Here is a 25,905-nt window from a genome sequence, read left to right on the forward strand (position 1 = left end):
CATGTATTTTGTTATCAGTTACGACATTTCCGATGATAAGCGACGAACCAAAATTCACAATACGTTAAAGTCCTACGGCCAACGGGTGCAGTATAGTGTTTTTGAGTGCGATCTAACCGATACCCAGTACGCTAAGCTGCGCGGGCGCTTGAGTAAGTTGATCAAACCCGATACCGATAGCATCCGCTTTTATTTTCTCTGCGCCTGTTGTCGGGGTAAAGTGGAACGTATCGGTGGTGAGTTGCCCCGGGATAATACAATTTTTTTTGTTTAGCTCGGTTGCGCTTCGGGGTAGCTGTAAAAATCCTTAACTATTATCTGGTGGCTGAAAAGCTTATGCAATATAGATTCGAGATGATTTTCCTTTCCAACGCGGGGCGCACCTTATCCCGTAAGGTTTTGCGGGGTCTTGAAGAACTGGGTCACTTGCTGTACAATAGATTTATTGCGGGTGCGGCGCATACGAACCTTGAAAACCCCATAGCGTATAGCTTTTACCACTGGGCGGTTCCAATTAATCTTAAACCCTATTAGGGATTGAAACTCTCTACAGCAAAAGAAACCAAAAAGCGATCGCGTTCCAATTAATCTTAAACCCTATTAGGGATTGAAACTAATCTTGAGTAGAGGAGATCGACCTTTACCTCCTAGTTCCAATTAATCTTAAACCCTATTAGGGATTGAAACTAATCAAGTTAGTTTCGTGAACCCAAATAGTTTGGTTCCAATTAATCTTAAACCCTATTAGGGATTGAAACTTACGGCCTCAACGACAATTTCTTGAACAGTAGAGTTCCAATTAATCTTAAACCCTATTAGGGATTGAAACCAGCGATTGCTCGCTCGATCGCTTCGATTCTATCTGTTCCAATTAATCTTAAACCCTATTAGGGATTGAAACGAAATAAGCTGCCTGCTCGTTAAGCGTTCTCAAAGGGTGTAAAGTTCCAATTAATCTTAAACCCTATTAGGGATTGAAACATCAACCTAAACAGGATAAACCTATAGGAAAGCCTCCTAGTTCCAATTAATCTTAAACCCTATTAGGGATTGAAACATTTTGCCAGGGAAAATAAACTCAAGATTAGTCCCGTTCCAATTAATCTTAAACCCTATTAGGGATTGAAACAGACCCACCCGCCGCGACTTCTCACACACCTTTACCGTTCCAATTAATCTTAAACCCTATTAGGGATTGAAACCAATAGCCACACTCACACCAATAAAACTCAGCTTGTTCCAATTAATCTTAAACCCTATTAGGGATTGAAACGTTTTGGGCATACATAACCCACTGTTCTCTATAGTTCCAATTAATCTTAAACCCTATTAGGGATTGAAACAAGATTTAGTCACTGGGGAGGTGAAAAGATTCTAGTTCCAATTAATCTTAAACCCTATTAGGGATTGAAACGGTTTCTCGGATTTCTGAGAGCGATCGGACAATGTTCCAATTAATCTTAAACCCTATTAGGGATTGAAACGTTCCCCAGAGAATTCCTACGGCGCGACGATTTACTGTTCCAATTAATCTTAAACCCTATTAGGGATTGAAACTTTCATTGACATTCACCTCTTTATAATACCATGTTCCAATTAATCTTAAACCCTATTAGGGATTGAAACGAATTTTGGCTTGGCCGTTTCGATCGCATTTCATCGGAAGTTCCAATTAATCTTAAACCCTATTAGGGATTGAAACAGAGGTTTGTCGCCCGCCCGGCCCGGGAAAAGGTGTTCCAATTAATCTTAAACCCTATTAGGGATTGAAACCACCCATTCGCATCTCATCGCTTCGGCCAAAATTTAGTTCCAATTAATCTTAAACCCTATTAGGGATTGAAACCTGAGTAGTTGAGAATAGGTGTACTGCTGTCCCTTGTTCCAATTAATCTTAAACCCTATTAGGGATTGAAACGCTGCTTGTGGCTAATGCCCAATCATCGAAGCGATTTGTTCCAATTAATCTTAAACCCTATTAGGGATTGAAACTTCGCTTTCTTGGAACCCCCCTTCCAAGAATTTTTGTTCCAATTAATCTTAAACCCTATTAGGGATTGAAACTGATCTCGGTTAAAGTCAATCCTTCCCAATTAAAGTTCCAATTAATCTTAAACCCTATTAGGGATTGAAACCGCGAGGGTACTGGAACTAATCAAGCAAAATTTTATTGTTCCAATTAATCTTAAACCCTATTAGGGATTGAAACATGGTATTATAAAGAGGTGAATGAAAGACGGATGAAGTTCCAATTAATCTTAAACCCTATTAGGGATTGAAACTTGTTGTTTTCAGCCCTATGGACCAAAAAAGTTTCGGTTCCAATTAATCTTAAACCCTATTAGGGATTGAAACGAAAGATCAGCTTAAAGTAGTAATCGATCTTTTGCCACAGTTCCAATTAATCTTAAACCCTATTAGGGATTGAAACATTGCACAAGGCCTCACCAGAACTAAGGCTCCTCGCGTTCCAATTAATCTTAAACCCTATTAGGGATTGAAACGGGGCATTCATCGCGGGTAATTGATAAAATTACATTATTGTTCCAATTAATCTTAAACCCTATTAGGGATTGAAACGGGCGGATTTCCGCCCTCTTTTTCATCATGAAAGGGTTCCAATTAATCTTAAACCCTATTAGGGATTGAAACGTTGCTCAAAGCTTAGATAATTGGTATGCCGGTTCCAATTAATCTTAAACCCTATTAGGGATTGAAACGCAATCAAAATCGAGCCTTAAAATTTCATTTAAGGTTCCAATTAATCTTAAACCCTATTAGGGATTGAAACTACGGAGCTAGGACGGCGAGTGGAAGCGGAATTTCTTCGTTCCAATTAATCTTAAACCCTATTAGGGATTGAAACGGTAGGCAAACTCCCTACTGGATATTACTTGGCAGGTTCCAATTAATCTTAAACCCTATTAGGGATTGAAACGGCATTACCTCTAAAATCCGATGCTTCCCGTACCGGTTCCAATTAATCTTAAACCCTATTAGGGATTGAAACACCCATGCAACCGTAAGCAGGGTGAGAGCGATCGCTGGTTCCAATTAATCTTAAACCCTATTAGGGATTGAAACAATAAGGATTGAAAATCTTATATCGCTAGAATCTTGTTCCAATTAATCTTAAACCCTATTAGGGATTGAAACCCCGATCCTTCCCCCGCACGCCCTCCGGCAACTGTTCCAATTAATCTTAAACCCTATTAGGGATTGAAACAAAGGATATCGGGCAGGAAATAAAAGATAAATCGAGTTCCAATTAATCTTAAACCCTATTAGGGATTGAAACGATCGACTTTGGGGCTACAGCTTCCTCCGTGGCCGTTCCAATTAATCTTAAACCCTATTAGGGATTGAAACTTCTCAAATGGCAGGCACTACACAAAGCAATTAAAGTTCCAATTAATCTTAAACCCTATTAGGGATTGAAACTTCCAGATTCTCTTTTATGGAATCACTTGCCAGAAGTTCCAATTAATCTTAAACCCTATTAGGGATTGAAACCGATGATTCCTTCGGCTCGAATTTGGAATCGGCAAAGTTCCAATTAATCTTAAACCCTATTAGGGATTGAAACTTTCGAGGACCAAAAGGCGATCCCGGTCAGCCCGTTCCAATTAATCTTAAACCCTATTAGGGATTGAAACGGGCGATTAGCTTGCAAGCAAGTAATAATCATACTCGTTCCAATTAATCTTAAACCCTATTAGGGATTGAAACATTTTACCTACGTTTGGAGAGATACCTTCCGGCGTAATGTTCCAATTAATCTTAAACCCTACTAGGGATTGAAACTGGAACTTGAAACCTTCTAGTCTATTAATTTCAAAATGAGAATTGCTGTCAGTGAGTTTATCGAACTGCTTGCGTCCAAAATATCCTATAAATTAGAGGAAGTATAAGCTAATTTGTATTGATAGTAAATCTGTTTTTAATAGTATGAGCAACTCTCAATCGCACGCTAAAAACCTTCTCCCTTGTTCCTTCTCCCCACTTCCCCATACCTATTACCTAGCATTGTTAGTATTCTATAATACCAATGCTTAGGAAACTATAAAGAAAATCCCAAGATTAGGCGAGTCCCTTGGCGAAAAAGGCTATAGTAGCATAAAATCCGTAATTTTATCTACAAAATTGTTATGACAGTTACCAATAGACAAGAGCTAGAAGAACTGATTCAACAGGTGAAAAAAGCTCAACAACAATTTGCCAACTATAGCCAAGAACAAGTAGATCTTATCTTCAAAAAAGCGGCATTAGCAGCCAACAACGCTCGCATTCCCTTGGCTAAAATGGCCGTACAAGAGACAGAGATGGGAGTAATAGAGGATAAAGTGATTAAAAACCATTTTGCCTCAGAAATCATCTACAACAAATATAAACACAGCAAAACCTGCGGCATTATCGAAGAAGATAAATCCTTTGGATTGCAAAAAATCGCCGAACCCGTGGGCATTTTAGCGGGGATCGTACCCACCACAAATCCCACCTCCACAGCCATTTTTAAAGCCCTAATTGCCCTGAAAACCCGCAACGGCATCATTTTTTCCCCCCATCCGCGAGCCAAAGACTGCACGATCGCGGCGGCCAAAATAGTCTTAGAAGCAGCCGTGAAAGCGGGCGCACCGGCTGGTATTATTGGTTGGATCGATCAGCCATCGGTGGAACTTTCCCAAGCATTAATGCAACATCCCAGCATTAATTTAATCCTTGCCACCGGCGGTCCCGGTATGGTAAAAGCGGCCTATTCTTCGGGAAGACCTTCCCTAGGAGTTGGCGCCGGCAATACCCCCGCTTTAATTGACGAAACCGCGCACATAAAAATGGCTGTTTCCTCGATTATTCTCAGTAAAACCTTCGATAACGGCATGATTTGCGCCTCCGAACAATCGGTAATCGTTGTCGATAGCATCTATGAAGAAGTTCGACAGGAATTTATTGATCGCGGGGCCTATCTTCTTTCCCCCGCAGAAAAGGAAAAAGTCGTCGGGATTCTCCTAAAAGATGGTCATATCAACCCCGATATCGTCGGGCAACCGGTGGAAAAATTAGCCAACATGGCCGGAATTTCTGTTCCTGAAGATACCAGGTTAATAATCGCAGAAGTGGAAAATATTGGCTTAGAGGAACCATTTTCCTACGAAAAACTCTCGCCAATTTTAGCCATGTACCGGGCCAAAGACTTTGAAGATGGGGTAAAAAAAGCCGAAAAACTGGTCTTATTTGCCGGTCGAGGTCATACGGCCGTGCTTTATACTGCACCCTCTAATCGGGAACACATTAAGCGCTTTGAAGACAACGTACAAACAGCCCGGGTGTTAATTAATACCCCTTCCTCCCAGGGTGCGATTGGTGATATCTATAACTTCCGTCTCGATCCTAGTTTAACCCTCGGTTGTGGCACTTGGGGCGGTAATTCCATCAGCGAAAACGTCGAACCTACCCACCTATTAAATATTAAAACCGTAGCCGAGCGCCGGGAAAATATGCTTTGGTTCCGAGTACCACCAAAAGTATATTTTAAATACGGGTCATTACCGATCGCTATTCGGGAATTAGCCGGCAAAAAACGGGCCTTTATTGTCACCGATAAACCTCTTTTCGACCTAGGAGTTACCGCACCTTTACAGGAAATTTTAGAAGAAATCGGCATCACGGTTAATATCTTTTATGATGTGGAACCCGATCCTTCCCTGGAAACCGTCGAACGGGGTTTAAATGTCATTAATACCTTCAATCCCGATGTAATTATCGCTATCGGTGGTGGTTCCCCCATGGATGCCGCTAAAATCATGTGGCTACTCTACGAGCATCCAGAGATAGAATTCGAGAGCTTGGCCATGCGTTTTATGGATATCCGCAAACGAGTCTATGAATTGCCCCCTTTAGGCGAAAAAGCTCTGATGGTGTGTATTCCCACCACTTCGGGAACAGGATCGGAAGTGACTCCCTTCGCCGTCGTCACCGATCGCCGTAATAATATTAAGTATCCTCTGGCAGATTATGCCCTAACTCCCAGCATGGCCATCGTCGATCCGGAATTAGTGCTGAATATGCCGAAAAAATTGACAGCCTACGGCGGAATTGACGCTTTAACTCACGCTCTTGAGGCCTACGTCTCGGTTTTAGCCTCAGAATATACTAACGCTCTTGCTCAAGATGCCATCCGACTGCTGTTTAAATACTTGCCCAGTTCCTATCATAACGGAGCTAAAGACCCGAAAGCGCGGGAAAAAGTCCATTATGCGGCGACAATGGCAGGAATGGCCTTCGCTAATGGCTTTTTAGGCATCTGTCACTCCATGGCTCACCAATTGGGGGCAATTTTCCACATTCCCCACGGTCTGGCCAATGCCTTGATGATTTCCCACGTCATCCTCTATAATGCCACCGATGCCCCCTTTAAACAGGCGACCTTCTCTCAGTACAAATATCCTAACGTGAAGTGGCGCTATGCCAGGATCGCTCATTCTCTGGGATTGGGGGGAGAAAGCGAGACCGAAAGTGTGGAAAGATTGGTATTAGCGATCGAATGTTTAAAACGGGAAATCGGTATTCCGGCCAGTATCAAAGAGGTAATTCCCGAAAGTGAAGCCGAATTTATGGCCAAATTAGACCATTTAGCCGAACAAGCTTTCGATGATCAGTGTACCGGAGCCAATCCCCGTTATCCCCTGATCGAGGACTTAAAAACCCTGTTAATCCAAGCTTATCACGGCAATTTGCCCCTAGAGGTGGCGGTAAATGGTCACGGTGAGGTCAGTCTTGCCGATTTGAAGTTAGATCCGCAACCCTTGAGCTTGTAGAGATAGATTTTGCCTTTGATCCCCCCTACCCCCTAGTAGGGTTGATTCATGAATCAACCCTACCCCTTGCCTATTGCCTATTGCCTGTCTTCATCAGTAGCCTATACTCAACGGATTTAGTATGACAGGTCTTTTGCCGCGGGTCTAATATTGATTTTTATCAACGATTAATCTAAGTTGCTCGACAAGAAGCTATATTAAGTAATAATACCTACAGCCTCATCCTGAGGAGGGAACATGGTAGTTAATCCGCTTCCCGATTTCTCGTTACCGTCAGAATTAACAGATATTCTGCAATCATGCCCGAATTTCACCCTGGCTGCGGATGTCGAACAACTAATTGAATTAGCCGTTAAAGATGCCAAAAACGGCTATCATGAGGTTGCCTATGACATCCCCAACCGAGGTAAAGTGGTAGAAGCCTTAGTGTGTCGGGTTCGCAATGGCATTAGTGCTAATTATACGGAACCGTATATGCGGCGGCGCGATCCCGATTGTATGGTCATTGGCGACGAGTTGCCAACTAATAAACCGACTTTTAAGTCTCGTTTTGGTTTTGAGTTTGAAGAACTAAGACAACAGACCTTTGCGTGGTTAAAAACTCAAGAATTAGCACTTTTTACCTTTGTAGCTGGAGTCAAGGGAAAAGGCCCCGATGTTGTGGTTGTCGCCCCCGCTAACGCCGGTTTCTTCGCTTTAGGGCTTTCTCTGCTCCAAGGCATCGACGATCCTAGTGAAATCGGTTCTGACTTTTTACCCGGGGCGGTTCTCTATGTGGCGCCGCCGTTTCGCCATCAGGTGTTTCAAGGCAAGCAAGTGGTTGTCCATAACCGCCGTCCGGGGTTGCATGAGCTATTCAGCTACAATCTTTATCCCGGTCCTTCGGCTAAAAAAGGAATCTATGGCGTATTGTTAGCCATGGGAGAGCAGGAAAACTGGGTGACAGCCCATGCTTCTACCGTTCAAGTGATTACCCCCTACGATCACAAAGTCACCTTTATGCACGAAGGGGCAAGTGGTGGGGGAAAAAGTGAAATGCTAGAACCGGCTCATCGCCGCCCCGATGGGAGTCTCCTATTGGGAAAAAATCTGGTCACGGGGGATGAACGCCACCTAATCTTACCCAAAGCTTGCGATTTGCGTCCTGTAACCGATGATATGGCCCTCTGCCACCCCAGTCTGCGCCAGCCCAAAAATCAAGACAAACTGGCTTTAATGGATGCAGAAAATGCTTGGTTTGTGCGTCTCAATCACATCACCCATTACGGCACCGATCCCTATTTAGAAGAACTGACCATTCATCCACCCCATCCGCTTTTATTTCTCAATATCGAGGCACGGCCGGAAAGTACCGCTCTGATTTGGCAACATATCGAGGATGAGCCAGGAAAGCCCTGCCCCAATCCTCGCGTGGTCATTCCCAGAGATATCATCCCTAACGTAGTTAACGGGGCAGTTAGCGTCGATATTCGCAGTTTTGGGGTGCGGACTCCTCCCTGCACCAAGGAAAGACCGAGTTACGGCATCATCGGGCTGCTGCATCTTCTCCCCCCCGCCTTGGCTTGGTTGTGGCGGTTAGTTGCTCCTCGCGGTCATGCCAATCCCAGTATCGTCGAGAAGGAGGGGATGAGTTCCGAAGGGGTTGGCTCTTACTGGCCCTTTGCCACCGGACGGCGAGTGATTCAAGCTAATCTGATTTTGCAACAAATTCTCACCACCCCCAAAGTTCGTTACACCCTCTGTCCCAATCAGTATATTGGTGCTTGGGAAGTGGGATTCATGCCTCAGTGGATCGCACGGGAATATCTAGCCCGTCGGGGTGGCGAAAAATTTTCTCGCCAACAGGTTGTTCCCTCCCGTTGTCCCTTGCTCGGTTACACCTTCCGCTCGATGATGGTTGAGGGGCAAACTATCGGTAACTGGTTTTTCCGTGTCAACCTGCAACCAGAAGTGGGAAATGAGGCCTTTGACCGGGGGACTACGATTCTTAAAGAATTTTTTGCCGGCCAACTTCGGCAATTTCTCGAACCCGATCTCGATCCTCTGGGTAAAACAATTATTGACTGCTGCCTCTCCGATGCCAGTTTAGAAGATTACGAACGACTGATTCCCTACCCGATCATCAGTGATGAAGACTGATTAGGGCTGGCTGAATAAATCTAAAAACCTTGTTGGGTAAGACTTTTAGACTTTTTGTCAATCAAAAAGTACCAGATATGGGAGTGATCGGGGGGAAATTTCAGGGACTTTTTCCCACACCCCACACCCGACACCCCACCAACAAGCTTATTCAGCAAACCCTAACCACTCCTAAAAATTATCTTTTTTCCCCCGCAGCCGTGCAAACACTTGTACTGGTTCGCTGCTATTCATGGTCATGGCCAAAGCGGGACTATCCCAGCGCAAAAAAGGATTAGTCAGCTTTTCCGTCCCCAAAATTGCCGGAATCGTGGGAAGATCTTCAGCGCGATGTTTTTCCACTTCCCGATAACGCTGTTGCAGAGCAGCATTATTAGGGTCAACTGTCAAGGCAAACTTTAAATTATTTAACGTATATTCGTGAGCGCACCAAACCCTGGTCTGGTCAGGCAGCGATCGCAATTTAGTTAAAGAAGCCACCATTTGGCCCGGTGTTCCCTCAAATAAACGACCACAACCCCCAGAAAACAGGGTATCACCACAGAATAACTCACCGTAATCTCCGGGGTTAACCGGGGGAAAATAATAGGCAATATGGCCGCGAGTGTGGCCGGGGACAAAGAAAACCTCGGCCCGGCGACCGGCAAATTCCACCCGGTCCCCCTCCTCTAAAAACAGCTGCTGGCCCGGAATGCGACCGCGATCCTCCTTTCCCCCATAAACACAAAGATGGGGATAACGATTAATTAAAGCCTGATTAGCCCCCACATGGTCGCCGTGGTGATGAGTATTGAAAATAGCGACTAAATCCACCTGTAAAGCCTCTAATCGCCTGAAAACCGGTTCAGGTTCCGCCGGATCCACCACGGCCGCGATTTTTTGTGCCGGATCGTAGAGGAGGAAAATATAATTATCGGAAAGGGCGTTAAGACGTTCGATCTCCATGGTAGAATTTTGGGCTAAGGTTTAACTCGATCATACCTATAGCAGCATCTTTGAGAAATCAGGCTAGAAACCTCAACCACTGGGACAAAATCTTAAATATGGCCGATGTAGAATAATAACTATAATAAAAGTGTCATAAAAAAGCAGTGAATTTATAGTAGTTATGACGATCAAATTTCGGTTTCATCCAGAGAAAGCAGTGGAAGCCGCTGCTATACTCTTAAAGCTGCACGGCAAACCGATGAAGTATTTAGGGTTGCTGAAAATGCTCTATATAGCTGACCGTCTTGCTTTAAAAACCATGGATCAACCAATTACTGGGGATAGATATATATCAATGGATTATGGACCGGTTCTCAGTGGTGTTTATGATTTGATTAAAGGACAGCCCGTGGACTCTGCTTTACCCCTGTGGTCGAAATATATTTCTCCCCGGGATTCTAATTATGTTGACCTGCTGCAATATCCCGGCAATGAAGAACTCTGTGAAGAAGAAGAAATGATTCTTAAACAGGTTTACAAGACTTTTGGCCATCTCAATCCCTTTCTTGTAGCCGAATGGACTCACGATCTACCAGAATGGAAGGATCCCCATGGTTCGGCTATTCCAATTTTAGTAGAGGATGTTTTGCGATCTATGGGTAAAACGGAGGAGGAAATCGAAGATATTAGCCAAGAAGCCCAGCGAGAAGCCTATTTAGATGGAGCTTTACATGGCTAGTCTGGTAGTCAAGCTGGGGGATGCCTTTTTAATCGATACACCCCCTAATAAGCAACATCTCTATATTGCGATCGCAAAGACTTCTGAAAATAGATATTTATTTGTCAATGTTACAACTCGAAGAAGCAGTTCGGAAGCTACTTGTGTGCTTTTGCCCGGCCTTGGTGTCCCGAATTTTATAGTCTGTGAATCCGTGATTGCCTATCAATTTGCCCGGGAGATGGATGCCACGGAATTAGCCAGTTTAATCACTGCGGGTAGTCCGATTCCAAAAGGCTCCTGTTCAGCCACAATTCTCGCACAGATTCAGCAAGGTGGTCTGGTTTCTCCACGGCTGAAAAACAAGTACAAAATTGCCCTGAGAGCCTTCTTAGATACATAGCTTCAGCCGTTTTCTGGTTAACAAGTTTTTGTCCCCTAACTCCCCGCAGGACAGGAATCGGCGAAAATTACGCAGGGAATCCCCACATGACTAACGGGAACAATATAGGTTTCTGTGGGGGGAAATAAAGCGACAACGTGGGGAACGGGACGGGGAGTATAATGCACTTGCGATTGGCCCTGATAAGCGAGGGAGGTGCTTGCTCCTGAATCCAACATCACTGCCTCCCGAAAGCCTGCCTGTACTAATAATTCTCCCAAAGCCATGGAATCGATCGGGTCTCTGGAAACCCCGATTACTGGCTGTCCTGCCTGATTAATCCCCCAAAAAGCCCGGTGACGCAGGGCATCAAAACCGTAAAGTGTACCAAAGGATTCTCGCGATTGTGGTTGTCCATCTTTGACTAACCAAGCGGCCGCGACAAAAGCATCCGTAACCTTGAGATCATTTCTAGCCTCCGCTGCAATTCCTTCTAGGGTATTATGACGAGCAGGATCAAAAGGAAGATAACGCACCCATCGATCGGTAATGATTACTAAAGGACGACCCTCTAACTTGTCAATTTCTCCCTCATATCCCGGGATAAAGCCGCCATTTTGGCTTAAAACCGGCCCGATCATCTGATTTGAGTCCAATTCCTTGAGAGAGAAAAAACCGCCATCTACAGCCGCGATCGCTTCTGTACCGGCGATAATTTCCTCCACTTGATAGCGACTATCAGCGTGGATAGTTTTGGGAATCCCGCCACTAATTAATACAAGTGTATTAGTTGGAAATTCCACTTCCCGTTTTTGGATGGTGGTAGCAAAGTTAAAACCGCCATCGGTACGGGGTAAGGGATCACCCCCCCAAGCTTGCGGTACAACTTCTCGCGTGCGCGATTGCCCAAAGCGTCCAATCGTGAGTAAATTGGGGGATTGTCCAGCAAAATGCTCATCGAGGTCATTCATCGATAAAGCCGCCCGATAACCCGCTTTTTTGACGAATTCCTTCACTCGATCGTCCGCCTTCCCTTCCGGATAGGTGAAATAATTAATCGGAATACCCAATTCTTTTTCTAAGATTTGTTTCGATTGCTTGACTTCTTGCTCCAAATCTGCATCGGACAATAATCTTAAATCCCGGGGATGACTGACGCTATGGGAGACAATTTGGACTAGAGGATCGGCGGCCATTTCCTGGAGTTGTTGCCAAGTGACACTGGTTCTACCAGTTTTTTGAGTCATTTTATTGATATAAATCGAGAAAACAGCAGGATAGCCGTATTTTCTCAATAAAGGATAGACATACTGGTAATGTCCCCCATAACCATCATCAAAAGTTAATAAAACTGGTTTAGCGGGAAGGGGAATACCTGTCCGCAGATGGGAAATTAACCAATCGATACTGATAGGAGTTGCCCCGATTTCCCGCAAAAATTGAAAATGTGCCTCTAATTCGGCGGGAGTAACGTCAAAGAATACCTCTTTTTCCGGTAAAATGTCGTGATACATTAAAATCGGTACTTTTGTCTCTTGAGCGCGGGGATGAATTTCTGGCCAGGGTGCTAATTCGATCGCTGTTGCCGAGTTATTTTGCCAATTATCGAGACTAATATCGTTTTTTTGGAGAGATAGGGGTAGAATCACTCGATCAGAGATGTTTTTATAGGTTTTACAGTCAAAAATTCTCGATATATCCTTAAAGGAACTATCTTCTAGGACATAATCCGCGCATTCCGGTTGAAACTCCCTAAAAGGTGCGGGAAGATAATCACCCCCCACCAGAGCATTAGAACGAGGATAGAGAGAAATTGCCCAAATAATCAGACAAACGACGATAAATGCCAAAAATCCGTATAGGGGAAGGAAAGGAAACGAAGATTTTTGCCGAGCTTGCCAACGCATAAGATCAAGTAATAAAGTAAAAAGTAAAAAAGAAAAAGTAAAAAAGCAGATAGTCCCTAATTTACTGAAAAAACTGCTTTTTATCTAGATTTTTGGCTTTTGTTTTCTCGTCAGCAAAGCCCACCGATTACAAGCTGAGTTTCTCTGTAATCCGTTCCCTTGTCAAGTTTTCTAGAACACCCTCATCAGTTATCAGTTATCAGTTATCAGTGAGCAGTGAGCAGATTTGAGTTTTCAGTGGACAGTGGTAATCAGTGAGCAGTTGTCAATAGACTACCTTTATTGATTCTCCCTATTTCCCCACACCCCACACCCTACACCCCACACCCTACACCCTACACCCTACACCCCACACCCCACACCTCACTATGTTCAGGGGGATTAAGCTGGTAAAGCGTGACACAAAACTGCTAGAGTTACCAAAGACGAGTATATAAACTTTACAGATATTGTATGAGAGTTTTGGTTATTGGCGGAGACGGCTATTGTGGTTGGGCAACGGCACTCCATCTATCAAATAGAGGTTACGAAGTAGGCATACTTGATAGTTTAGTTCGTCGCTATTGGGACTTACAATTAGGCTGCGATACCTTAACACCGATCGCACCCATATCTCATCGGATTCAACGCTGGCAAGATCTGACAGGAAAATCGATCGATCTTTTTGTCGGAGATATTAATAACTACGACTTTCTGATTCAATCCCTGCGACAGTTTCAACCAGACACCATTGTTCACTTCGGAGAACAGAGATCTGCACCCTTCTCCATGATCGATCGCGAACACGCAGTTTTAACCCAAGTTAACAACGTGGTTGGCAATTTAAACATCCTCTACGCGATGAAAGAGGAATTTCCCGAAGCGCACCTAGTAAAACTGGGAACCATGGGTGAGTATGGCACACCGAATATAGATATTGAAGAAGGCTACATCACGATCGAACATAACGGTCGTAAGGATACTTTACCCTATCCCAAACAGCCCGGCAGTATGTACCATCTTAGCAAAGTCCACGATAGCCATAATATCCATTTTGCCTGTCGGATGTGGGGTTTAAAAGCCACAGATCTCAATCAAGGGGTGGTTTATGGAGTCCTCACCGAAGAAACGGGAATGGATGAGATGTTAATTAACCGTCTTGATTACGATGGGGTTTTTGGTACTGCTTTAAACCGTTTTTGTATTCAAGCAGCGATCGGTCATCCCCTAACAGTGTACGGTAAAGGTGGTCAAACGCGAGGATTTTTAGATATCCGCGATACCGTGCGTTGTTTGGAATTAGCGATCGCCAATCCTGCTCAATCCGGGGAATTCCGCGTTTTTAACCAATTTACCGAACTGTTTAGCGTCGGTGACTTGGCACTGATGGTGAAAAAAGCTGGTTCTGCGTTAGGGTTAAATGTGGAGATTAACAATCTTGACAACCCGCGCATCGAGTTAGAGGAACATTATTTTAACGCTAAGAACACAAAATTACTCGATCTAGGCCTACAACCTCACTATCTCTCCGATTCTCTCCTTGATTCCCTCCTAAACTTCGCCACCAAGTATAAAAATCGGGTAGATATGAATCATATCCTACCAAAAGTCACTTGGAAACGATAATTTATTAGTAAATGATAAGTTGAGGATGGGTTACTTGCCCATCCTTTGCGTTTTTCTAATGTATCGCCATCAAACTCGATCTTAGGCTCTTCTCGACTTTGTGTGATAATTTTTGCTTATGGAATCGTGAAATACTTATCGGGTAACACTTTTAGGACTATTTTGTCGAAGAGACTATCAGTATAGACCTCGTTTCCACACAGAAACCAGAAGAGCCGATCTTAATCCGCACTGATGGGAATTATTGTCGTCCGCGATTGCGGGAATTAGCGCGACGTTCCTGCATTAACTGGGAAAATTCCTTTCTTTGAGCGGGAGTTAAGACTTGACGAATTTCTAAAAAACTTTCAAATTGCAGGTTACTCATTTCTTGGCGATTCCGAGAGATTTGCTGATGTTTAGCACGAATATCTCGATCGGAGGCATTATTCGATAATAAACTATTTAATTCTTGTTCGTTGCTTCTCAGGGTTTCTCGCAACTTTTTGGTTTTTTCCTGATATTTCTGACGAATAGCGGCAACTTTCGACTTTTGGTCATCGGTAAGGTTCAATTGTTCAATTAGTCTTTCTCTAGAATTATCCATCCCACGGGGACGATTTTCAGGACGTTGGGGAGAGCTAGTTTGAGCAATAAATAGACCATCTTGGGGATAGGATAGCACAGTGGCAGTGGGGACTAGGTTAGCGGCCAGAGTTAAAGCCATGGTTGTGCCGAGAATCGAGACAGTAGAAAAGTACATAATTGACCTTGACAAAGAAATTAAGGATTATAGGTAGAATAGGTGAGTTGAGGCTCGTTTAAGCTCATCCAAGGCGAACTATAAACGCTAGGAGCAGCAATCGGTGGAGCGATGCTATGGTTCCAACTCTCCACTAAAAAAGCTTCTAACTCCTCGTCGGAAATTTGGCTCAGTTGTGGATGAGGATGAGACCAACGATAGGAAGCAAAAATCAGCACAGATAAGGCAGTAATACCAGTTATCCACCCCAATTTTGGGAAATTTACTGGCTTTTCTTCCCTAATCATTTGCATTAACTGTTCTTCTTCATCTATCGGTCGAGGTGGCAGCGATGGACGATAGCGACGCAGAAAATTAACCACTTTGTCATCTTCTGGGGACATTAGAGAACTCCTTGTTTTTGCAAAAATTGGCCCATGATTTTACGCGCATAATGAAGACGTGATTTCACCGTACCGAGGGGAATTTCTAAGATTTCGGCGATTTCCTTTTGGGGTAAGTCCTCTAGATCGTGAAGGATAAGGACAGCGCGATGTTCTAAACTGAGAATTTCTAACCCTTGTCGGACCACTTCCTCATAATGCAATTGCATCAAATCAGGACTATCTTGGGGACGGGATTCGCTATCAAGGGGGTTTTCCTGATCAGTGCTTTTGGCGATCCTCATTTGTCTTTTGGCTAATTGTCGCCGACCATCGAGCGCCACATTGCAGGTGATCCGATAAACCCAAGTGGAAAAGTATTCAGGTGAACGCAATTTCGGCAACCCGTGCCACACTCTTAAAAATACCTCTTGGACAAAATCCTCTAGGAATTCCTGTCCACAGAGTTGATAGAGAGTAGAGCGGATTTTTGGTTGATAAAGACGGTAAAGGTGACGAAAAGCACCCCTATCACCCCTTTGACATTTTAAAACTAACTCTCGAACGCTCACACTTGTTTGCTTCTCGGTTATCACCTCGATCATTCCCCTCACCCCTAGCTACTTGTCCCTTTAGACTAGGGGGTATCAAGAATGGTTCATAACCAGTTATCAGTTATCAGTTACCAGTTATCAGTTATCAGCTTTTTTCTCCCCACACCCCACACCCCACACCCGATCACCGAGGGAGTAATTGTTGATAGAAATCCAATTGTTTTTGAGCGAGGGCTTTATTAGTATAATTGGTCATTACTCTCTGATAACCTCTCTGGCCTAATTCTTGAGCGAAGCTGGGATTATCTAAGAGAATTTGTATAGATTTAGCCAGTGCTTCCCCATCTTTTTCGGGAAAAATTAACCCCGTATCAGCAATAACAAAGGGAATTTCTCCTGAATCAGAACCAATAACAGGAACCTGACAGGCCATAGCTTCAATTAAAACATGACCGAATTGTTCTTTCCAACCGACGGCCGTTAAAGTTTTGACCCGATAGGTGATTTCTGAAGGCAAAACTAAAGTGTTCATCAGGTTAATATAATTAACTACTTGATCGTGGGGAACACTTTCCACTATTATCAAGCGATCGCTTATTCCTGCGGCTGTAGCTTCGCTGACTATTTTATCTTTCAGGATGCCCCGACCTAACAGTAATAACTTCCACTTACCTGTTAATTTATTTACAGCTTTAATCAAGGTTAAAATGCCTTTTTCTTCCACAAAACGACCGATAAAACCAATCACAAATTCATCGCTTTCAATGCCTAAAGATCGGGCTAAATCGGGTTGCTTGCCCGGAGAAAAAAGAACTTCATCCACGCCTAATTGCGGTAAAACGGTGTATTTACCCCTGTAACCCCGTTCTTTTAAAACATCTACTCCGTCCTGATTACCGGCAATTAAACCATCGGTATTTTTCAGGTTATAAGCTTCTAACCAAGAGATGGGAAATTTAGGAGTATAGGGAAGATTCCACCAAGTAAAAAATACATTTTTAGCCCGGAGATTTAAGAGACGATTCAGAGTAATAAATTGTGCATAACCGAGAGATTTAGAACCCTGTTCCACTTGAATAATATCTGGTCTAAATTTTTGCAATAAAGAAATTATATCAATACCAAAAGTTAATAAAGCTTGGTTATTCTGGCTAAAATTAGAGATAGGAATGACTTGGAAATTATCGGCTATTTTCGGTTGACTTTCAATGATTTTATTTTGGACTCCTCCCGGTTGCCAACGTTGGGGAACAACAATAGTAACTTCAATATTAGGATTTAATCTTGTCAGGGAGCGCAGTTTCTCACAGTTGAGATCAACTATATATGTATGACTAGCGACTAAAATTCTCATAGATTATCTAGTTTTGTATAAATTTGGCCATCATTCCAGAGGGACTTAACTTGAGTTTTCAGAGCATCCAGAAAACCTAAACCATAAAAAATTCCCCTAGAAAGAATTTTAATCGGGGAACCACCTTTATTACAGGGAGGATTGCCAAGAACGTGACAGTCAAATAATTTAGCATAGAGTCGCAATTGTTGAGCAGGAGTGAGATTTTTCAAGGCCATCAAAAAGTGATTATGATAAAAAGTCGTCTGATAACTCAAAGAACGAGTGCTAATATCATGACAGCCGCCGGTTTCTTCCCCTAAATGAACCAGATAAGCGGTGGGATCGTACCAGACATGATAGGGAGTCTGGCGTAACCTTAAGCAAAAATCCGATTCCTCGCGCACGGCACTGCCACGAAAGCGTTCATCGAACCAAATGCCGTATTTCGTAAATATATCCTTCCGGAAAGACATATTACAGCCCCGGGCCGAGATTACCTGCTGGGGTTTAGTGGTGTGGACAAGATCGATGTAATACCAAGCAATGCCGGGATCCATGGCTTGGGGGGGTAAAAAGTCGATTTCGTAGGGTTTGCTGGTATCTGTCACCATTTTTTGGGAGTCACCCAATTTCATGCGATCAAATACCCGACCTGCCACTACACCTATCTCAGGGTTCTTGACAAAATTCTCACCATGTGCTTTGAGATAATTATCCGGTAGCCGCACATCATCATCGATAAAAAGAACGATATCGCCCTGGGTGCGACGGACTCCATAATTTCTGGCACCGGGTAAACTCGCCCAATCCAGCCGATACCAGCTAATTTTGTGCTGATTAGCCAGATTTTCTAGATAGGATTGTATTTCGGGGCTGTGGGTAGCGGTTTGGTCGATAACCAATACCTCAAAATCGGGATAATCTTGTTTGAGCAGGTCATCGAGAGTATCTTTAAGAGGCTCTTCGCGTCGATAGGTGGGTATGATGACAGAAATCGAGGGAAAATTCATAGCAGTAATCAGTAATCAGTAATCAGTAAACAGTAATCAGTAAACAGTAAAAAGACGGTAGGAAACTTCTATTTAATACCGCACACTTAAAAACTCACATCTGATATAGCGTTTCTTACACCTGTGTGGTACAGTTAAACATTTGCTGATTAAGCTTTTCACCATCGACAATGTACCTCTTGCGAACAGGAAACGCTATAAATGAAAACTTACATCTGATAACTGATCACTGATAACTGATCACTGAAAGGGCTGATAGCTTATAGTAATTTGGCTCTACCGAACCTGTCATGTAAAACTATCAATAACTCATGCTTGTAAAGTTTGTACACTAAGGCTTTGAGTTTTTGTTAGATTGATATTTATCAACTTTAGAGCCTTGCTGTGCAGAGAGGGAGCTTGAGGAATTTTCTACAGTGTAAGTTCGGAAGAACCAGTAATTTTAAGCTAAAGAAACACCTTTGCGTTTAAATTTTAAGCCCTTTTTGGAGGATTTTGTTTCAGTTTCCCCCGCCAAAATTTTGGCTTCTTTTTCCTGTTTTTCGATCACGGGTAATTTAAAAATTACGCCCGCAAATATCCAGTAATAAACGCCCACAGGATCCGTATCGAGGGCATACCAATAGGGAAGATAGGCAACAAAGGGCAGCAAAACCCAATAACTACCGGCAAAACCCCGCAGAGTGGAATCTTTGAGAGAAAGATAGGTGCGGAAGGCCAGATAAACTAGATGGGTTATGAATATCATGTACAAGGCAAAACCAATGTATCCCAACTCGAATAAAACTTTACTGTGAAAGGTTTCCACGAAAGAAATATCACCGAAAAACCTAGCAGAAGATGTGGCCACACCGAGTCCACGACCTAAAATACCGCCCTGATTACGGATAGCAAAATCCAACTGTTCTTGAATAAAAGCGGTGGGGGGACTGTTTTGCCAACGGGCGATGGCGCTATCGTAGCGTTGTTGGACAAAATCGGGGTTAAGGAAAGAAAAACCGACAGCTAGGAGTAAAGCGACGGAAAAAATGATCGGCAAAAATCGTTTTAAGTTAGCGATTTGTCCCGTAAGAATCGTCATCAGACCAACAATCATCGGTACAGCAAAGAAAGCTAATCTTTGCCCGGAGACCACTGCATTAATAAGAACTAGGGTTAAACCCACTAGGGCTGCTAGTCGCCATTTTTGAGAAATTTCACTAAAGGCACTGGCATAACAAATCACGGCACTAGAGACCAAAAACCAAGCCCAGTGCCAGGGAGAAACAAAAGTACCGGGTAGGCGGATCATATTTACTTCTGGACTATAGACTAATCCTCCACCGACCAAACACCTTGCCTCTAAGGTGGCTTTGAATAGTGAGTCACCCAGGTAGCCTCTAGTTCCTGCACAACGACCGGTTTTCAGCATCCAGTATTGCATTAGTCCTAGGACACAACAAATAATCGCTAAAGTCACTAAAAAACGACTAAAAAATAAGAGGGTCGGTTTGTCTTTGATTAAGTAATAAGTGCAGAAGATCAAGGGGACATAACCTAGCAAAACTTTAAACCCTAATACTCCTTGCAGAAAAGTCTCACTTTCCCGACAGGGAAGTCCGACCAAACGGCCATCCCTAAAGATACTCATCCCAGCCACGGAATCGCAAGTAGGCAGAAATTGTCTCTGTAAATTGACGGCTAATAGACAGACTACACAGAAAACAAAGATTAATAATAGGGTTGTACCCAATTGTTTCGGGACAATAATCGGTAATCGCTTTTTTCGACATTCTAAAACTAAGGCGATTAAAGCGGGTAGATAAAAGATATCTTTACTTAGCTGGAGGATTGGACTACCCCCCAACCAATAGACGATAGTGCCAGTGAAGGGGACATAGATAATAAATGTCCAAAGAGCCGTACGAGGATAGCTAAAGGAGAAAACTCCTAAAATTAAGGCTAAACTTACTACAGTTCCTATCTTGGGATCAAACAACAAGCTGAGGGGTAATCCGATCAAAATTGCTACACAAATGGCAAAAACAATCAACCCTGTTAACTTTTGTTTCCTTTGCCTTTCTTCTTTTTTCAGGGCAAGTTTCTCCTTGATGTTAGGCGGGCGACTATCGGCTTTTGTTTCCCCTTGTTTATGCTTTTTTTTCTGGCGATCGATACTTAGTCCAGTCATAATTATCCCTTGCTAGGCTAGGCTAAGGGCATTATAATCCCTGTTCCCCTCGATCGACTACAAAAGATAGCTTCGCACCGCTTCCACTAGCCTTTCTGTCCAAAAACTGGCTAATTCGAGGGTTTCTGCTTCCACCATTACCCGAATTAACGGTTCTGTCCCGGAAGCTCGCACCAAAATTCGGCCTTTTTCTGCCATGGCTGTCTCAGCTTGGCAGATTTCCCGTCGCAAAGGTTCACATTGCTGCCAATTACGTCGCACTTCTCTATCTTCCACCCGCACATTGCGTAAAATCTGCGGATAGGTGACAAAGCTATGATCGACTAAATTAGCCAAGGAAACCCTCGATTTCTGCACTAAAACCGCTAAATGTAGGGCGGTTTGCATTCCATCCCCAGAAACTCCGTAATGATGGCAGAGAATATGGCCGGATTGTTCACCCCCTAGCATGGCCCCAGTTTCCCACATTTGCGCCTGAACGTGCTGATCGCCCACGGCAGTCCGCAAGAATTGACCCCCCAGTTTTTGCCAAGCGCGTTCAAAACCTAAATTAGCCATCACCGTGGCTACTAATAACCCATCGGGTAGCTGTCCGGCTTCTAAGAGGGAACGACCCCAAAAATAGAGGATATAATCGCCATCTACTACTCTACCCTGACTATCCACGGCCATTACCCGATCAGCATCGCCATCGAAGGCAAACCCTAAATCCGCTTGCTGATTAATCACCGCAGCCTGTAAGCTTTCTAAATGGGTAGAACCACAATTAACATTAATGCGATCGCCATCGGCTCGCTCGTGTAGGCAGATAACTTCCGCCCCCAAGGTTTGGAATACTAAAGGTGCTAGGTTAACGGCTGCCCCCCAAGCTAGATCTAAAACTATTTTTAATCCCGATAGGTTAATATCCGTCCCGACGGAATCAATCACAGCTTGATAATATTTTTGGATTAATTCGGGACAAAAAGTCGCTTTTCCCCAATTTTCTGGTTTATCTGCTAATTCTAAATTGCCCCTTAAACCCGCTTCTATCTGTGCCGCTAAACTGCCAGACAATTTTAAACCGCTGCCGTCAAAAAATTTAATGCCGTTATCTTCAGGAGGATTATGACTGGCAGAAATCATGATCCCCCCCATCGCTTCGCTTTCTCTGGTTAAATAGGCTACGCAGGGGGTAGGACATAATCCCAGTTGCCAGACTTCTATTCCCGCCCAAGTTAAACCCGCAGTGATAGCATTGGCTAACATATCACTGGAATTACGCGAATCTTGACCAATAATTACCGGTTTGGTGACACCAGCTTGATTTTTTAAGACCTGTCCCGCCCAAAATCCGATTTGTAGTGCTAGGGGGGCAGTTAATAATTCTCCCACTTGACCGCGAATTCCGTCCGTGCCGAACAGGGGTGATGACGGTAATTCGATCAAACCCCCTAAGGATAACAGGGGATGCGATCGAGCTTTTTGCCCATTTTGATACGATAGAGACGCTACCATGGCCGATTCCTTTCCTCACACAACACACTCAGAGAATAACATGATCGCCGATTTTTTAAAATCAATGTTCCCAGTTGACCTTAATCATCCTCCCGGAGTTCCTTACAGTGTGGGGTGTGGGGTGTGGGGTGTGGGGAAATGGGGAGAATAAATAAAAATAATCTCCTGAATCCTGTCTCCTGAATCCTGTCTCGGCTCTTCTCGACTTTGTGTGATAATTTTTGCTTATGGAATCGTGAAATGTTGACGGAGAAAGACTTTTACGACTATTTTGCCGAAGAAACTATCAGTATAGGCTTCGTTTCCACACAGAAACCAGAAGAGCCCTGTCTCCTGAATCCTGAATTAAAGATTGTGGATTTTTGCGGGAAGTCTAATCAAGGAACCGAGGTTATTTGGTAAGCTAAAACGATAATCTTGACCCCCGAATGCCCGTGCTGATCAGTGTTGTCATCCCTACCTACAATCGCCAAGCAATCTTAAAAAAATGTTTACTCGCCCTAGAAAATCAGCGTTTAACCGATAATAAGGTGGAAAACTACGAAATAGTCCTTGTCGATGATGGCTCTACCGATGGGACGATCGCTTGGCTAGAAACTCAAAAGGCTAATTTACCCCACCTGCAACTGTGGCAACAGGATCACGGCGGACCAGCGATCGCCAGGAATCTGGGGGTAGAAAAAGCTCGTGGTGATACGATTATTTTTATCGATAGCGATCTGGTAGTGACAGAAAATTTTTTGCAAGCCCACGCCGACGCTTTAACCGCCGGGGCAGCAAGTCTCGGTAGTGATCGCTTATTTACCTACGGCAGCGTCATTAATACCTGTAACTTCGAGCATCCCACCAGTGAACCCTATAAAATCACCGATTTCTCCGCCGCCTATTTTGCCACGGGCAACGTGGCGATCGCCAAAAAATGGTTATTAGCGGCGGGGTTATTTGATACTCAGTTTCAACTCTACGGTTGGGAAGACTTGGAATTAGGGGTGAGATTGAAGCAATTGGGACTAAAATTAATTAAATGTCCTGAAGCCGTCGGTTATCATTGGCATCCCCCCTTTAATCTCGCTCAAATTCCCAATCTCATCGATAAGGAAATTCAACGGGGACGAATGGGAGTGCTTTTTTATCAAAAACATCCCACCTGGGAAGTGCGGATGATGATTCAAATGACTTGGATTCACCGACTTTTGTGGGGTTTACTTTCCCTAGGCGGAACCCTGAATGAACGCAGCCTCTCCCCGCTGTTACAATGGTTAATCGATCGAGGTAAACCGCAATTAGCCCTAGAAATTGCCCGCATTTTTCTCAATTGGTACAACGTGCGCGGCGTTTATCAAGCTTATCGGGAAATGCAGCCTCAGTGAAATGTCTTGCCAAACACCGATGCGGTGTGACAGGATCGAGCATCGACAACCAACTCCCTAAAACCAGAGACTTTGTACCTCACCATATTTGCCGAGAAAAAACTTAATATTTTCTTTCTTTTTTTGATAATTGCTGCCACAATCAAAAGCAATCGGCATAGAGAGCGGCGGATTACAAGTAAATTTTCCTAGAGGAGGAATCCCATAATGAGTATCGTCGATATTTTAATCGGTTTTGTCGGTGGAGGTGCGATCGGGGGTGGGGCTTTATATGCCCTGCAAGAGGGAAAAATCAGGGAGGCACGGCAAAAACAGGGTAAAATTCGGGCGGATTTAGGTAAAACCGAAGCGGAGTTAGAAGATACCAAAGGAGAGTTAAAACGACTCGAACTCTCCCAAGAACGGATGGGCAATATCGAAGCCGCCTATAGAGAAGAAGTGGCTAAATTACAAAAAGAGTTAGAAGATAGCCAAGGACGTTTACAAGAGGCAGCCGGCGCAAATCCAGTTCAAGCCATGGAAGTTGCCTATAAAACCCAAATTCAGGAACTTGAACAGGAATACGAGACTAAAATCGAGGAATTGCGCCAAAGCTATCAAAGTCAAATTCGAGAGATTATCGACGGCAAGCAAGCAGAAATGGAAGCCCTGCGTCAAAGTCAACAGGCGCAGATTCTAGAATTAGAAAAGGGCTATCAGTGGCAAATTCAACAACTAGAACAGAGTTATCAAAGCCAACTGTTAGAACTACAAAACGACACCCAAACAATCCAACCTGGGGAAGAAATCAATCCTTTTGATGGTTTTATCACCGAAGAAACTCTAGGATTGGAGCCAGAATTTGCTCCCGAAACGATGCTAGAAGCCACAGTTTCTGAACCAGAATTCGTCAGTGAAATCAATACTTTTGATGGTTTTATCACTGAAGAAAATCTAGATTTGGCAGCGGAATTCACTCCTGAGATGGAGATGTTTGACGAAGAGGAAGAAACTAGAATGATCGGTAGCCTAGAAGAATTATCGGGTAATTACGATCAGAGCTACAGTCAAGAAACCGTTGGCAGTGACACGGGTTTCCCTGATTTATTAGCCACCGACTCAGAAAAATTCGCCGCTGCCCCAAATTCTCTAGATGACTTATTTGCCGATATTACTGACAGCAATAGCCCAGAATTATTCGATCCTTTTGCTGAAGAAACCCCTAAAGTTGAATCTAACCGCCAAAATGTTGCTTCTGTTCCGAGTTACCAAGAGGAACTAGATTTCTTCAGTATGTGGGATGATGAAGGAGTGGGCGATCTAGAATCCCTGCCTTCTGAGGAAGAATTTCCCCTTGATGATCTATTTAGCGATGATTTATTCTCCGATGGAGATAATACCAAAACCACGATGCCAGAATCTCATCAGTAGGTGGATTGCCCGCTATGAAACTAATCTACTCACTTAAAGCAACCAACAGGGAGAAATCTAGATATTAGGTAAAGTTACGTCAATGGTCGTTGGAGCAATAAGGGTGGCAGCGAAATTCAAGGAACTGTAGCCCGTCCCTAGCAGATTTGACATTTTCTCAATCGGGACACAAGGGATAAAAACTTAGTAAGGGCCATAATTACCCCTTGCCAAGGGGAATTTTTTGACTGGAAAACCAATGTTCGCCGTTGGGGCAGCCAAGATCCCTTCAATGGAACCTGTGGCCAGAAAAATTGGAAAAACAGCCCTGGGGTTTCTCGCGAGTGCTATAAAGGAAATAGTCATTTTGATCGCCTACTCGTCCTAACTATGCCACGCACTCAACGTAACGATAATTTTATTGATAAATCTTTTACCGTCATGGCGGATATCATTTTAAAGATACTCCCCGCCGATAAAAAAGCCAAGGAAGCCTTTGTTTATTATCGCGATGGGATGTCTGCTCAAGCTGACGGTGAATACGCCGAAGCCCTCGATAATTACTATGAAGCTTTAACATTAGAAGAGGATCCTAATGATCGCAGTTATATCCTCTACAATATCGGCATTATCCACGCTAGTAACGGCGAGCATCAAAAGGCCTTAGAATACTACGAAGAAGCTATCCAACTTAATCCCAGAATGCCCTCCGCCTTGAATAATATCGCTGTTATTTACCATTTTCAAGGGGAAAAAGCCAGAGAAGACGGACAACAGGCCGAAGCAGAAGCACTCTACGACAAAGCGGCAGAATACTGGAAACAAGCCATCCGATTAGCCCCCAATAACTACATTGAAGCCCAAAACTGGCTGAAAATTACCGGGCGCTCGGAAATTGATGTTTTCTTTTAAATTGAGGAGTCGCTCGTCGGTCGTTAGGAGACGGGAGACGGGAGATTATTTTTATTTATTCTCCCCACAC

General features: G+C 43.7%; 19 protein-coding genes and 1 CRISPR repeat array. Of the genes, 10 read left to right on the top strand and 9 right to left on the bottom strand.

Annotation, left to right across the window (positions count from 1 at the left end; genetic code table 11):
* Window position 1 precedes the first annotated feature (1 nt).
* The 3 genes from cas2 (at window position 2) to ACQY1Y_RS21145 (ending at window position 8,954) form a co-directional block, all read left to right on the top strand.
* Window positions 2-274 carry a CRISPR-associated endonuclease Cas2 gene (cas2, locus tag ACQY1Y_RS21135; protein ID WP_046663050.1) on the top strand — a complete coding sequence of 91 codons (273 nt, stop codon included), beginning with the start codon at window positions 2-4 and terminating at the stop codon, window positions 272-274.
* Window positions 275-507: 233 nt separating this feature from the next.
* Window positions 508-3,804: direct repeats of the CRISPR family, unit length 37 nt; unit sequence GTTCCAATTAATCTTAAACCCTATTAGGGATTGAAAC.
* A gap of 344 nt (window positions 3,805-4,148) precedes the next feature.
* Entirely contained in the window at window positions 4,149-6,815 is a 2,667-nt protein-coding gene (adhE, locus tag ACQY1Y_RS21140; RefSeq protein ID WP_002738695.1) for a bifunctional acetaldehyde-CoA/alcohol dehydrogenase, read from the top strand.
* Window positions 6,816-7,052: 237 nt separating this feature from the next.
* Window positions 7,053-8,954, top strand: coding sequence for a DUF4914 family protein (locus ACQY1Y_RS21145; RefSeq protein WP_002754908.1), 1,902 nt, complete (start codon window positions 7,053-7,055; stop codon window positions 8,952-8,954).
* Window positions 8,955-9,125: 171 nt separating this feature from the next.
* Here the strand turns inward: ACQY1Y_RS21145 and gloB are convergent, their stop codons facing one another.
* Window positions 9,126-9,899: a hydroxyacylglutathione hydrolase gene (gene gloB, locus ACQY1Y_RS21150; protein WP_430013519.1), complete on the bottom strand. Its 774-nt coding sequence runs from the start codon at window positions 9,897-9,899 to the stop codon at window positions 9,126-9,128.
* A gap of 163 nt (window positions 9,900-10,062) precedes the next feature.
* Here gloB and ACQY1Y_RS21155 point away from each other — a divergent pair, with 163 nt between their 5' ends.
* Together ACQY1Y_RS21155 and ACQY1Y_RS21160 are read left to right on the top strand one after the other, a co-directional pair.
* Window positions 10,063-10,620, top strand: a complete 558-nt coding sequence (locus ACQY1Y_RS21155) for a Panacea domain-containing protein (RefSeq protein ID WP_409879313.1) — start codon at window positions 10,063-10,065, stop codon at window positions 10,618-10,620.
* Window positions 10,613-11,002 (top strand): hypothetical protein, encoded by a 390-nt coding sequence (locus ACQY1Y_RS21160; RefSeq protein WP_002803334.1) that lies wholly within the window; start codon window positions 10,613-10,615, stop codon window positions 11,000-11,002. The genes ACQY1Y_RS21155 and ACQY1Y_RS21160 overlap by 8 nt, the downstream gene beginning before the upstream one ends.
* 35 nt (window positions 11,003-11,037) lie before the next feature.
* Here the strand turns inward: ACQY1Y_RS21160 and ACQY1Y_RS21165 are convergent, their stop codons facing one another.
* Complete coding sequence (locus tag ACQY1Y_RS21165; RefSeq protein ID WP_430013520.1) at window positions 11,038-12,888, bottom strand: polysaccharide deacetylase family protein; 1,851 nt, start codon at window positions 12,886-12,888, stop codon at window positions 11,038-11,040.
* Window positions 12,889-13,341: 453 nt separating this feature from the next.
* Here ACQY1Y_RS21165 and ACQY1Y_RS21170 point away from each other — a divergent pair, with 453 nt between their 5' ends.
* The gene (locus ACQY1Y_RS21170; RefSeq protein ID WP_002747854.1) at window positions 13,342-14,493 is read left to right on the top strand and encodes an NAD-dependent epimerase/dehydratase family protein; all 1,152 of its coding nucleotides are present in this window, start codon (window positions 13,342-13,344) and stop codon (window positions 14,491-14,493) included.
* Window positions 14,494-14,734: 241 nt separating this feature from the next.
* Here ACQY1Y_RS21170 and ACQY1Y_RS21175 read toward each other — a convergent pair whose 3' ends face one another.
* The 7 genes from ACQY1Y_RS21175 to glmM form a co-directional block, all read right to left on the bottom strand.
* On the bottom strand, window positions 14,735-15,235 hold the full coding sequence (locus ACQY1Y_RS21175) for a Spy/CpxP family protein refolding chaperone (protein WP_430013521.1): 501 nt from the start codon (window positions 15,233-15,235) through the stop codon (window positions 14,735-14,737).
* Between the two features lie 20 nt (window positions 15,236-15,255).
* Window positions 15,256-15,618 carry a hypothetical protein gene (locus ACQY1Y_RS21180; RefSeq protein ID WP_002791902.1) on the bottom strand — a complete coding sequence of 121 codons (363 nt, stop codon included), beginning with the start codon at window positions 15,616-15,618 and terminating at the stop codon, window positions 15,256-15,258.
* Entirely contained in the window at window positions 15,618-16,202 is a 585-nt protein-coding gene (locus tag ACQY1Y_RS21185; RefSeq protein ID WP_430013522.1) for a sigma-70 family RNA polymerase sigma factor, read from the bottom strand. Before ACQY1Y_RS21185 ends, ACQY1Y_RS21180 begins: the two co-directional genes overlap by 1 nt.
* A 133-nt stretch (window positions 16,203-16,335) precedes the next feature.
* Window positions 16,336-17,505: a hormogonium polysaccharide biosynthesis glycosyltransferase HpsO gene (hpsO, locus tag ACQY1Y_RS21190; protein WP_430013523.1), complete on the bottom strand. Its 1,170-nt coding sequence runs from the start codon at window positions 17,503-17,505 to the stop codon at window positions 16,336-16,338.
* Entirely contained in the window at window positions 17,502-18,497 is a 996-nt protein-coding gene (gene hpsN, locus ACQY1Y_RS21195; protein ID WP_016515869.1) for a hormogonium polysaccharide biosynthesis glycosyltransferase HpsN, read from the bottom strand. The genes hpsO and hpsN overlap by 4 nt, the downstream gene beginning before the upstream one ends.
* 442 nt (window positions 18,498-18,939) lie before the next feature.
* Complete coding sequence (gene hpsL, locus ACQY1Y_RS21200) at window positions 18,940-20,667, bottom strand: hormogonium polysaccharide biosynthesis protein HpsL (RefSeq protein WP_430013524.1); 1,728 nt, start codon at window positions 20,665-20,667, stop codon at window positions 18,940-18,942.
* Window positions 20,668-20,724: 57 nt separating this feature from the next.
* On the bottom strand, window positions 20,725-22,164 hold the full coding sequence (gene glmM / locus ACQY1Y_RS21205) for a phosphoglucosamine mutase (RefSeq protein WP_016515871.1): 1,440 nt from the start codon (window positions 22,162-22,164) through the stop codon (window positions 20,725-20,727).
* Between the two features lie 207 nt (window positions 22,165-22,371).
* Here glmM and ACQY1Y_RS21210 point away from each other — a divergent pair, with 207 nt between their 5' ends.
* The 4 genes from ACQY1Y_RS21210 to ACQY1Y_RS21225 all read left to right on the top strand — a co-directional run bounded on the left by ACQY1Y_RS21210 (window position 22,372) and on the right by ACQY1Y_RS21225 (window position 25,835).
* Window positions 22,372-22,566 (top strand): hypothetical protein, encoded by a 195-nt coding sequence (locus ACQY1Y_RS21210; RefSeq protein ID WP_430013525.1) that lies wholly within the window; start codon window positions 22,372-22,374, stop codon window positions 22,564-22,566.
* A gap of 26 nt (window positions 22,567-22,592) precedes the next feature.
* The gene (locus tag ACQY1Y_RS21215) at window positions 22,593-23,534 is read left to right on the top strand and encodes a glycosyltransferase family 2 protein (RefSeq protein ID WP_271935425.1); all 942 of its coding nucleotides are present in this window, start codon (window positions 22,593-22,595) and stop codon (window positions 23,532-23,534) included.
* A 207-nt stretch (window positions 23,535-23,741) separates the two neighbouring features.
* Window positions 23,742-24,944: a hypothetical protein gene (locus ACQY1Y_RS21220; protein ID WP_103112801.1), complete on the top strand. Its 1,203-nt coding sequence runs from the start codon at window positions 23,742-23,744 to the stop codon at window positions 24,942-24,944.
* A gap of 369 nt (window positions 24,945-25,313) precedes the next feature.
* Entirely contained in the window at window positions 25,314-25,835 is a 522-nt protein-coding gene (locus tag ACQY1Y_RS21225) for a photosystem I assembly protein Ycf3 (RefSeq protein WP_002738883.1), read from the top strand.
* Window positions 25,836-25,905 lie beyond the last annotated feature (70 nt).

Origin of the sequence: Microcystis ichthyoblabe FBCC-A1114, assembly GCF_050500245.1 — a bacterium.
GTDB lineage: Bacteria > Cyanobacteriota > Cyanobacteriia > Cyanobacteriales > Microcystaceae > Microcystis > Microcystis ichthyoblabe_A.

Coding starts and splice junctions, on each gene's coding strand:
- ACQY1Y_RS21220 (WP_103112801.1), top strand. CDS start 23,742: ATGAGTATCGTCGATATTTTAATCGGTTTTGTCGGTGGAGGTGCGATC.
- ACQY1Y_RS21175 (WP_430013521.1), bottom strand. CDS start 15,235: ATGTACTTTTCTACTGTCTCGATTCTCGGCACAACCATGGCTTTAACT.
- hpsO (WP_430013523.1), bottom strand. CDS start 17,505: ATGAGAATTTTAGTCGCTAGTCATACATATATAGTTGATCTCAACTGT.
- ACQY1Y_RS21170 (WP_002747854.1), top strand. CDS start 13,342: ATGAGAGTTTTGGTTATTGGCGGAGACGGCTATTGTGGTTGGGCAACG.
- ACQY1Y_RS21160 (WP_002803334.1), top strand. CDS start 10,613: ATGGCTAGTCTGGTAGTCAAGCTGGGGGATGCCTTTTTAATCGATACA.
- ACQY1Y_RS21215 (WP_271935425.1), top strand. CDS start 22,593: ATGCCCGTGCTGATCAGTGTTGTCATCCCTACCTACAATCGCCAAGCA.
- hpsL (WP_430013524.1), bottom strand. CDS start 20,667: ATGACTGGACTAAGTATCGATCGCCAGAAAAAAAAGCATAAACAAGGG.
- ACQY1Y_RS21145 (WP_002754908.1), top strand. CDS start 7,053: ATGGTAGTTAATCCGCTTCCCGATTTCTCGTTACCGTCAGAATTAACA.
- cas2 (WP_046663050.1), top strand. CDS start 2: ATGTATTTTGTTATCAGTTACGACATTTCCGATGATAAGCGACGAACC.
- glmM (WP_016515871.1), bottom strand. CDS start 22,164: ATGGTAGCGTCTCTATCGTATCAAAATGGGCAAAAAGCTCGATCGCAT.
- ACQY1Y_RS21180 (WP_002791902.1), bottom strand. CDS start 15,618: ATGTCCCCAGAAGATGACAAAGTGGTTAATTTTCTGCGTCGCTATCGT.
- hpsN (WP_016515869.1), bottom strand. CDS start 18,497: ATGAATTTTCCCTCGATTTCTGTCATCATACCCACCTATCGACGCGAA.
- ACQY1Y_RS21165 (WP_430013520.1), bottom strand. CDS start 12,888: ATGCGTTGGCAAGCTCGGCAAAAATCTTCGTTTCCTTTCCTTCCCCTA.
- adhE (WP_002738695.1), top strand. CDS start 4,149: ATGACAGTTACCAATAGACAAGAGCTAGAAGAACTGATTCAACAGGTG.
- gloB (WP_430013519.1), bottom strand. CDS start 9,899: ATGGAGATCGAACGTCTTAACGCCCTTTCCGATAATTATATTTTCCTC.
- ACQY1Y_RS21155 (WP_409879313.1), top strand. CDS start 10,063: ATGACGATCAAATTTCGGTTTCATCCAGAGAAAGCAGTGGAAGCCGCT.
- ACQY1Y_RS21225 (WP_002738883.1), top strand. CDS start 25,314: ATGCCACGCACTCAACGTAACGATAATTTTATTGATAAATCTTTTACC.
- ACQY1Y_RS21185 (WP_430013522.1), bottom strand. CDS start 16,202: ATGATCGAGGTGATAACCGAGAAGCAAACAAGTGTGAGCGTTCGAGAG.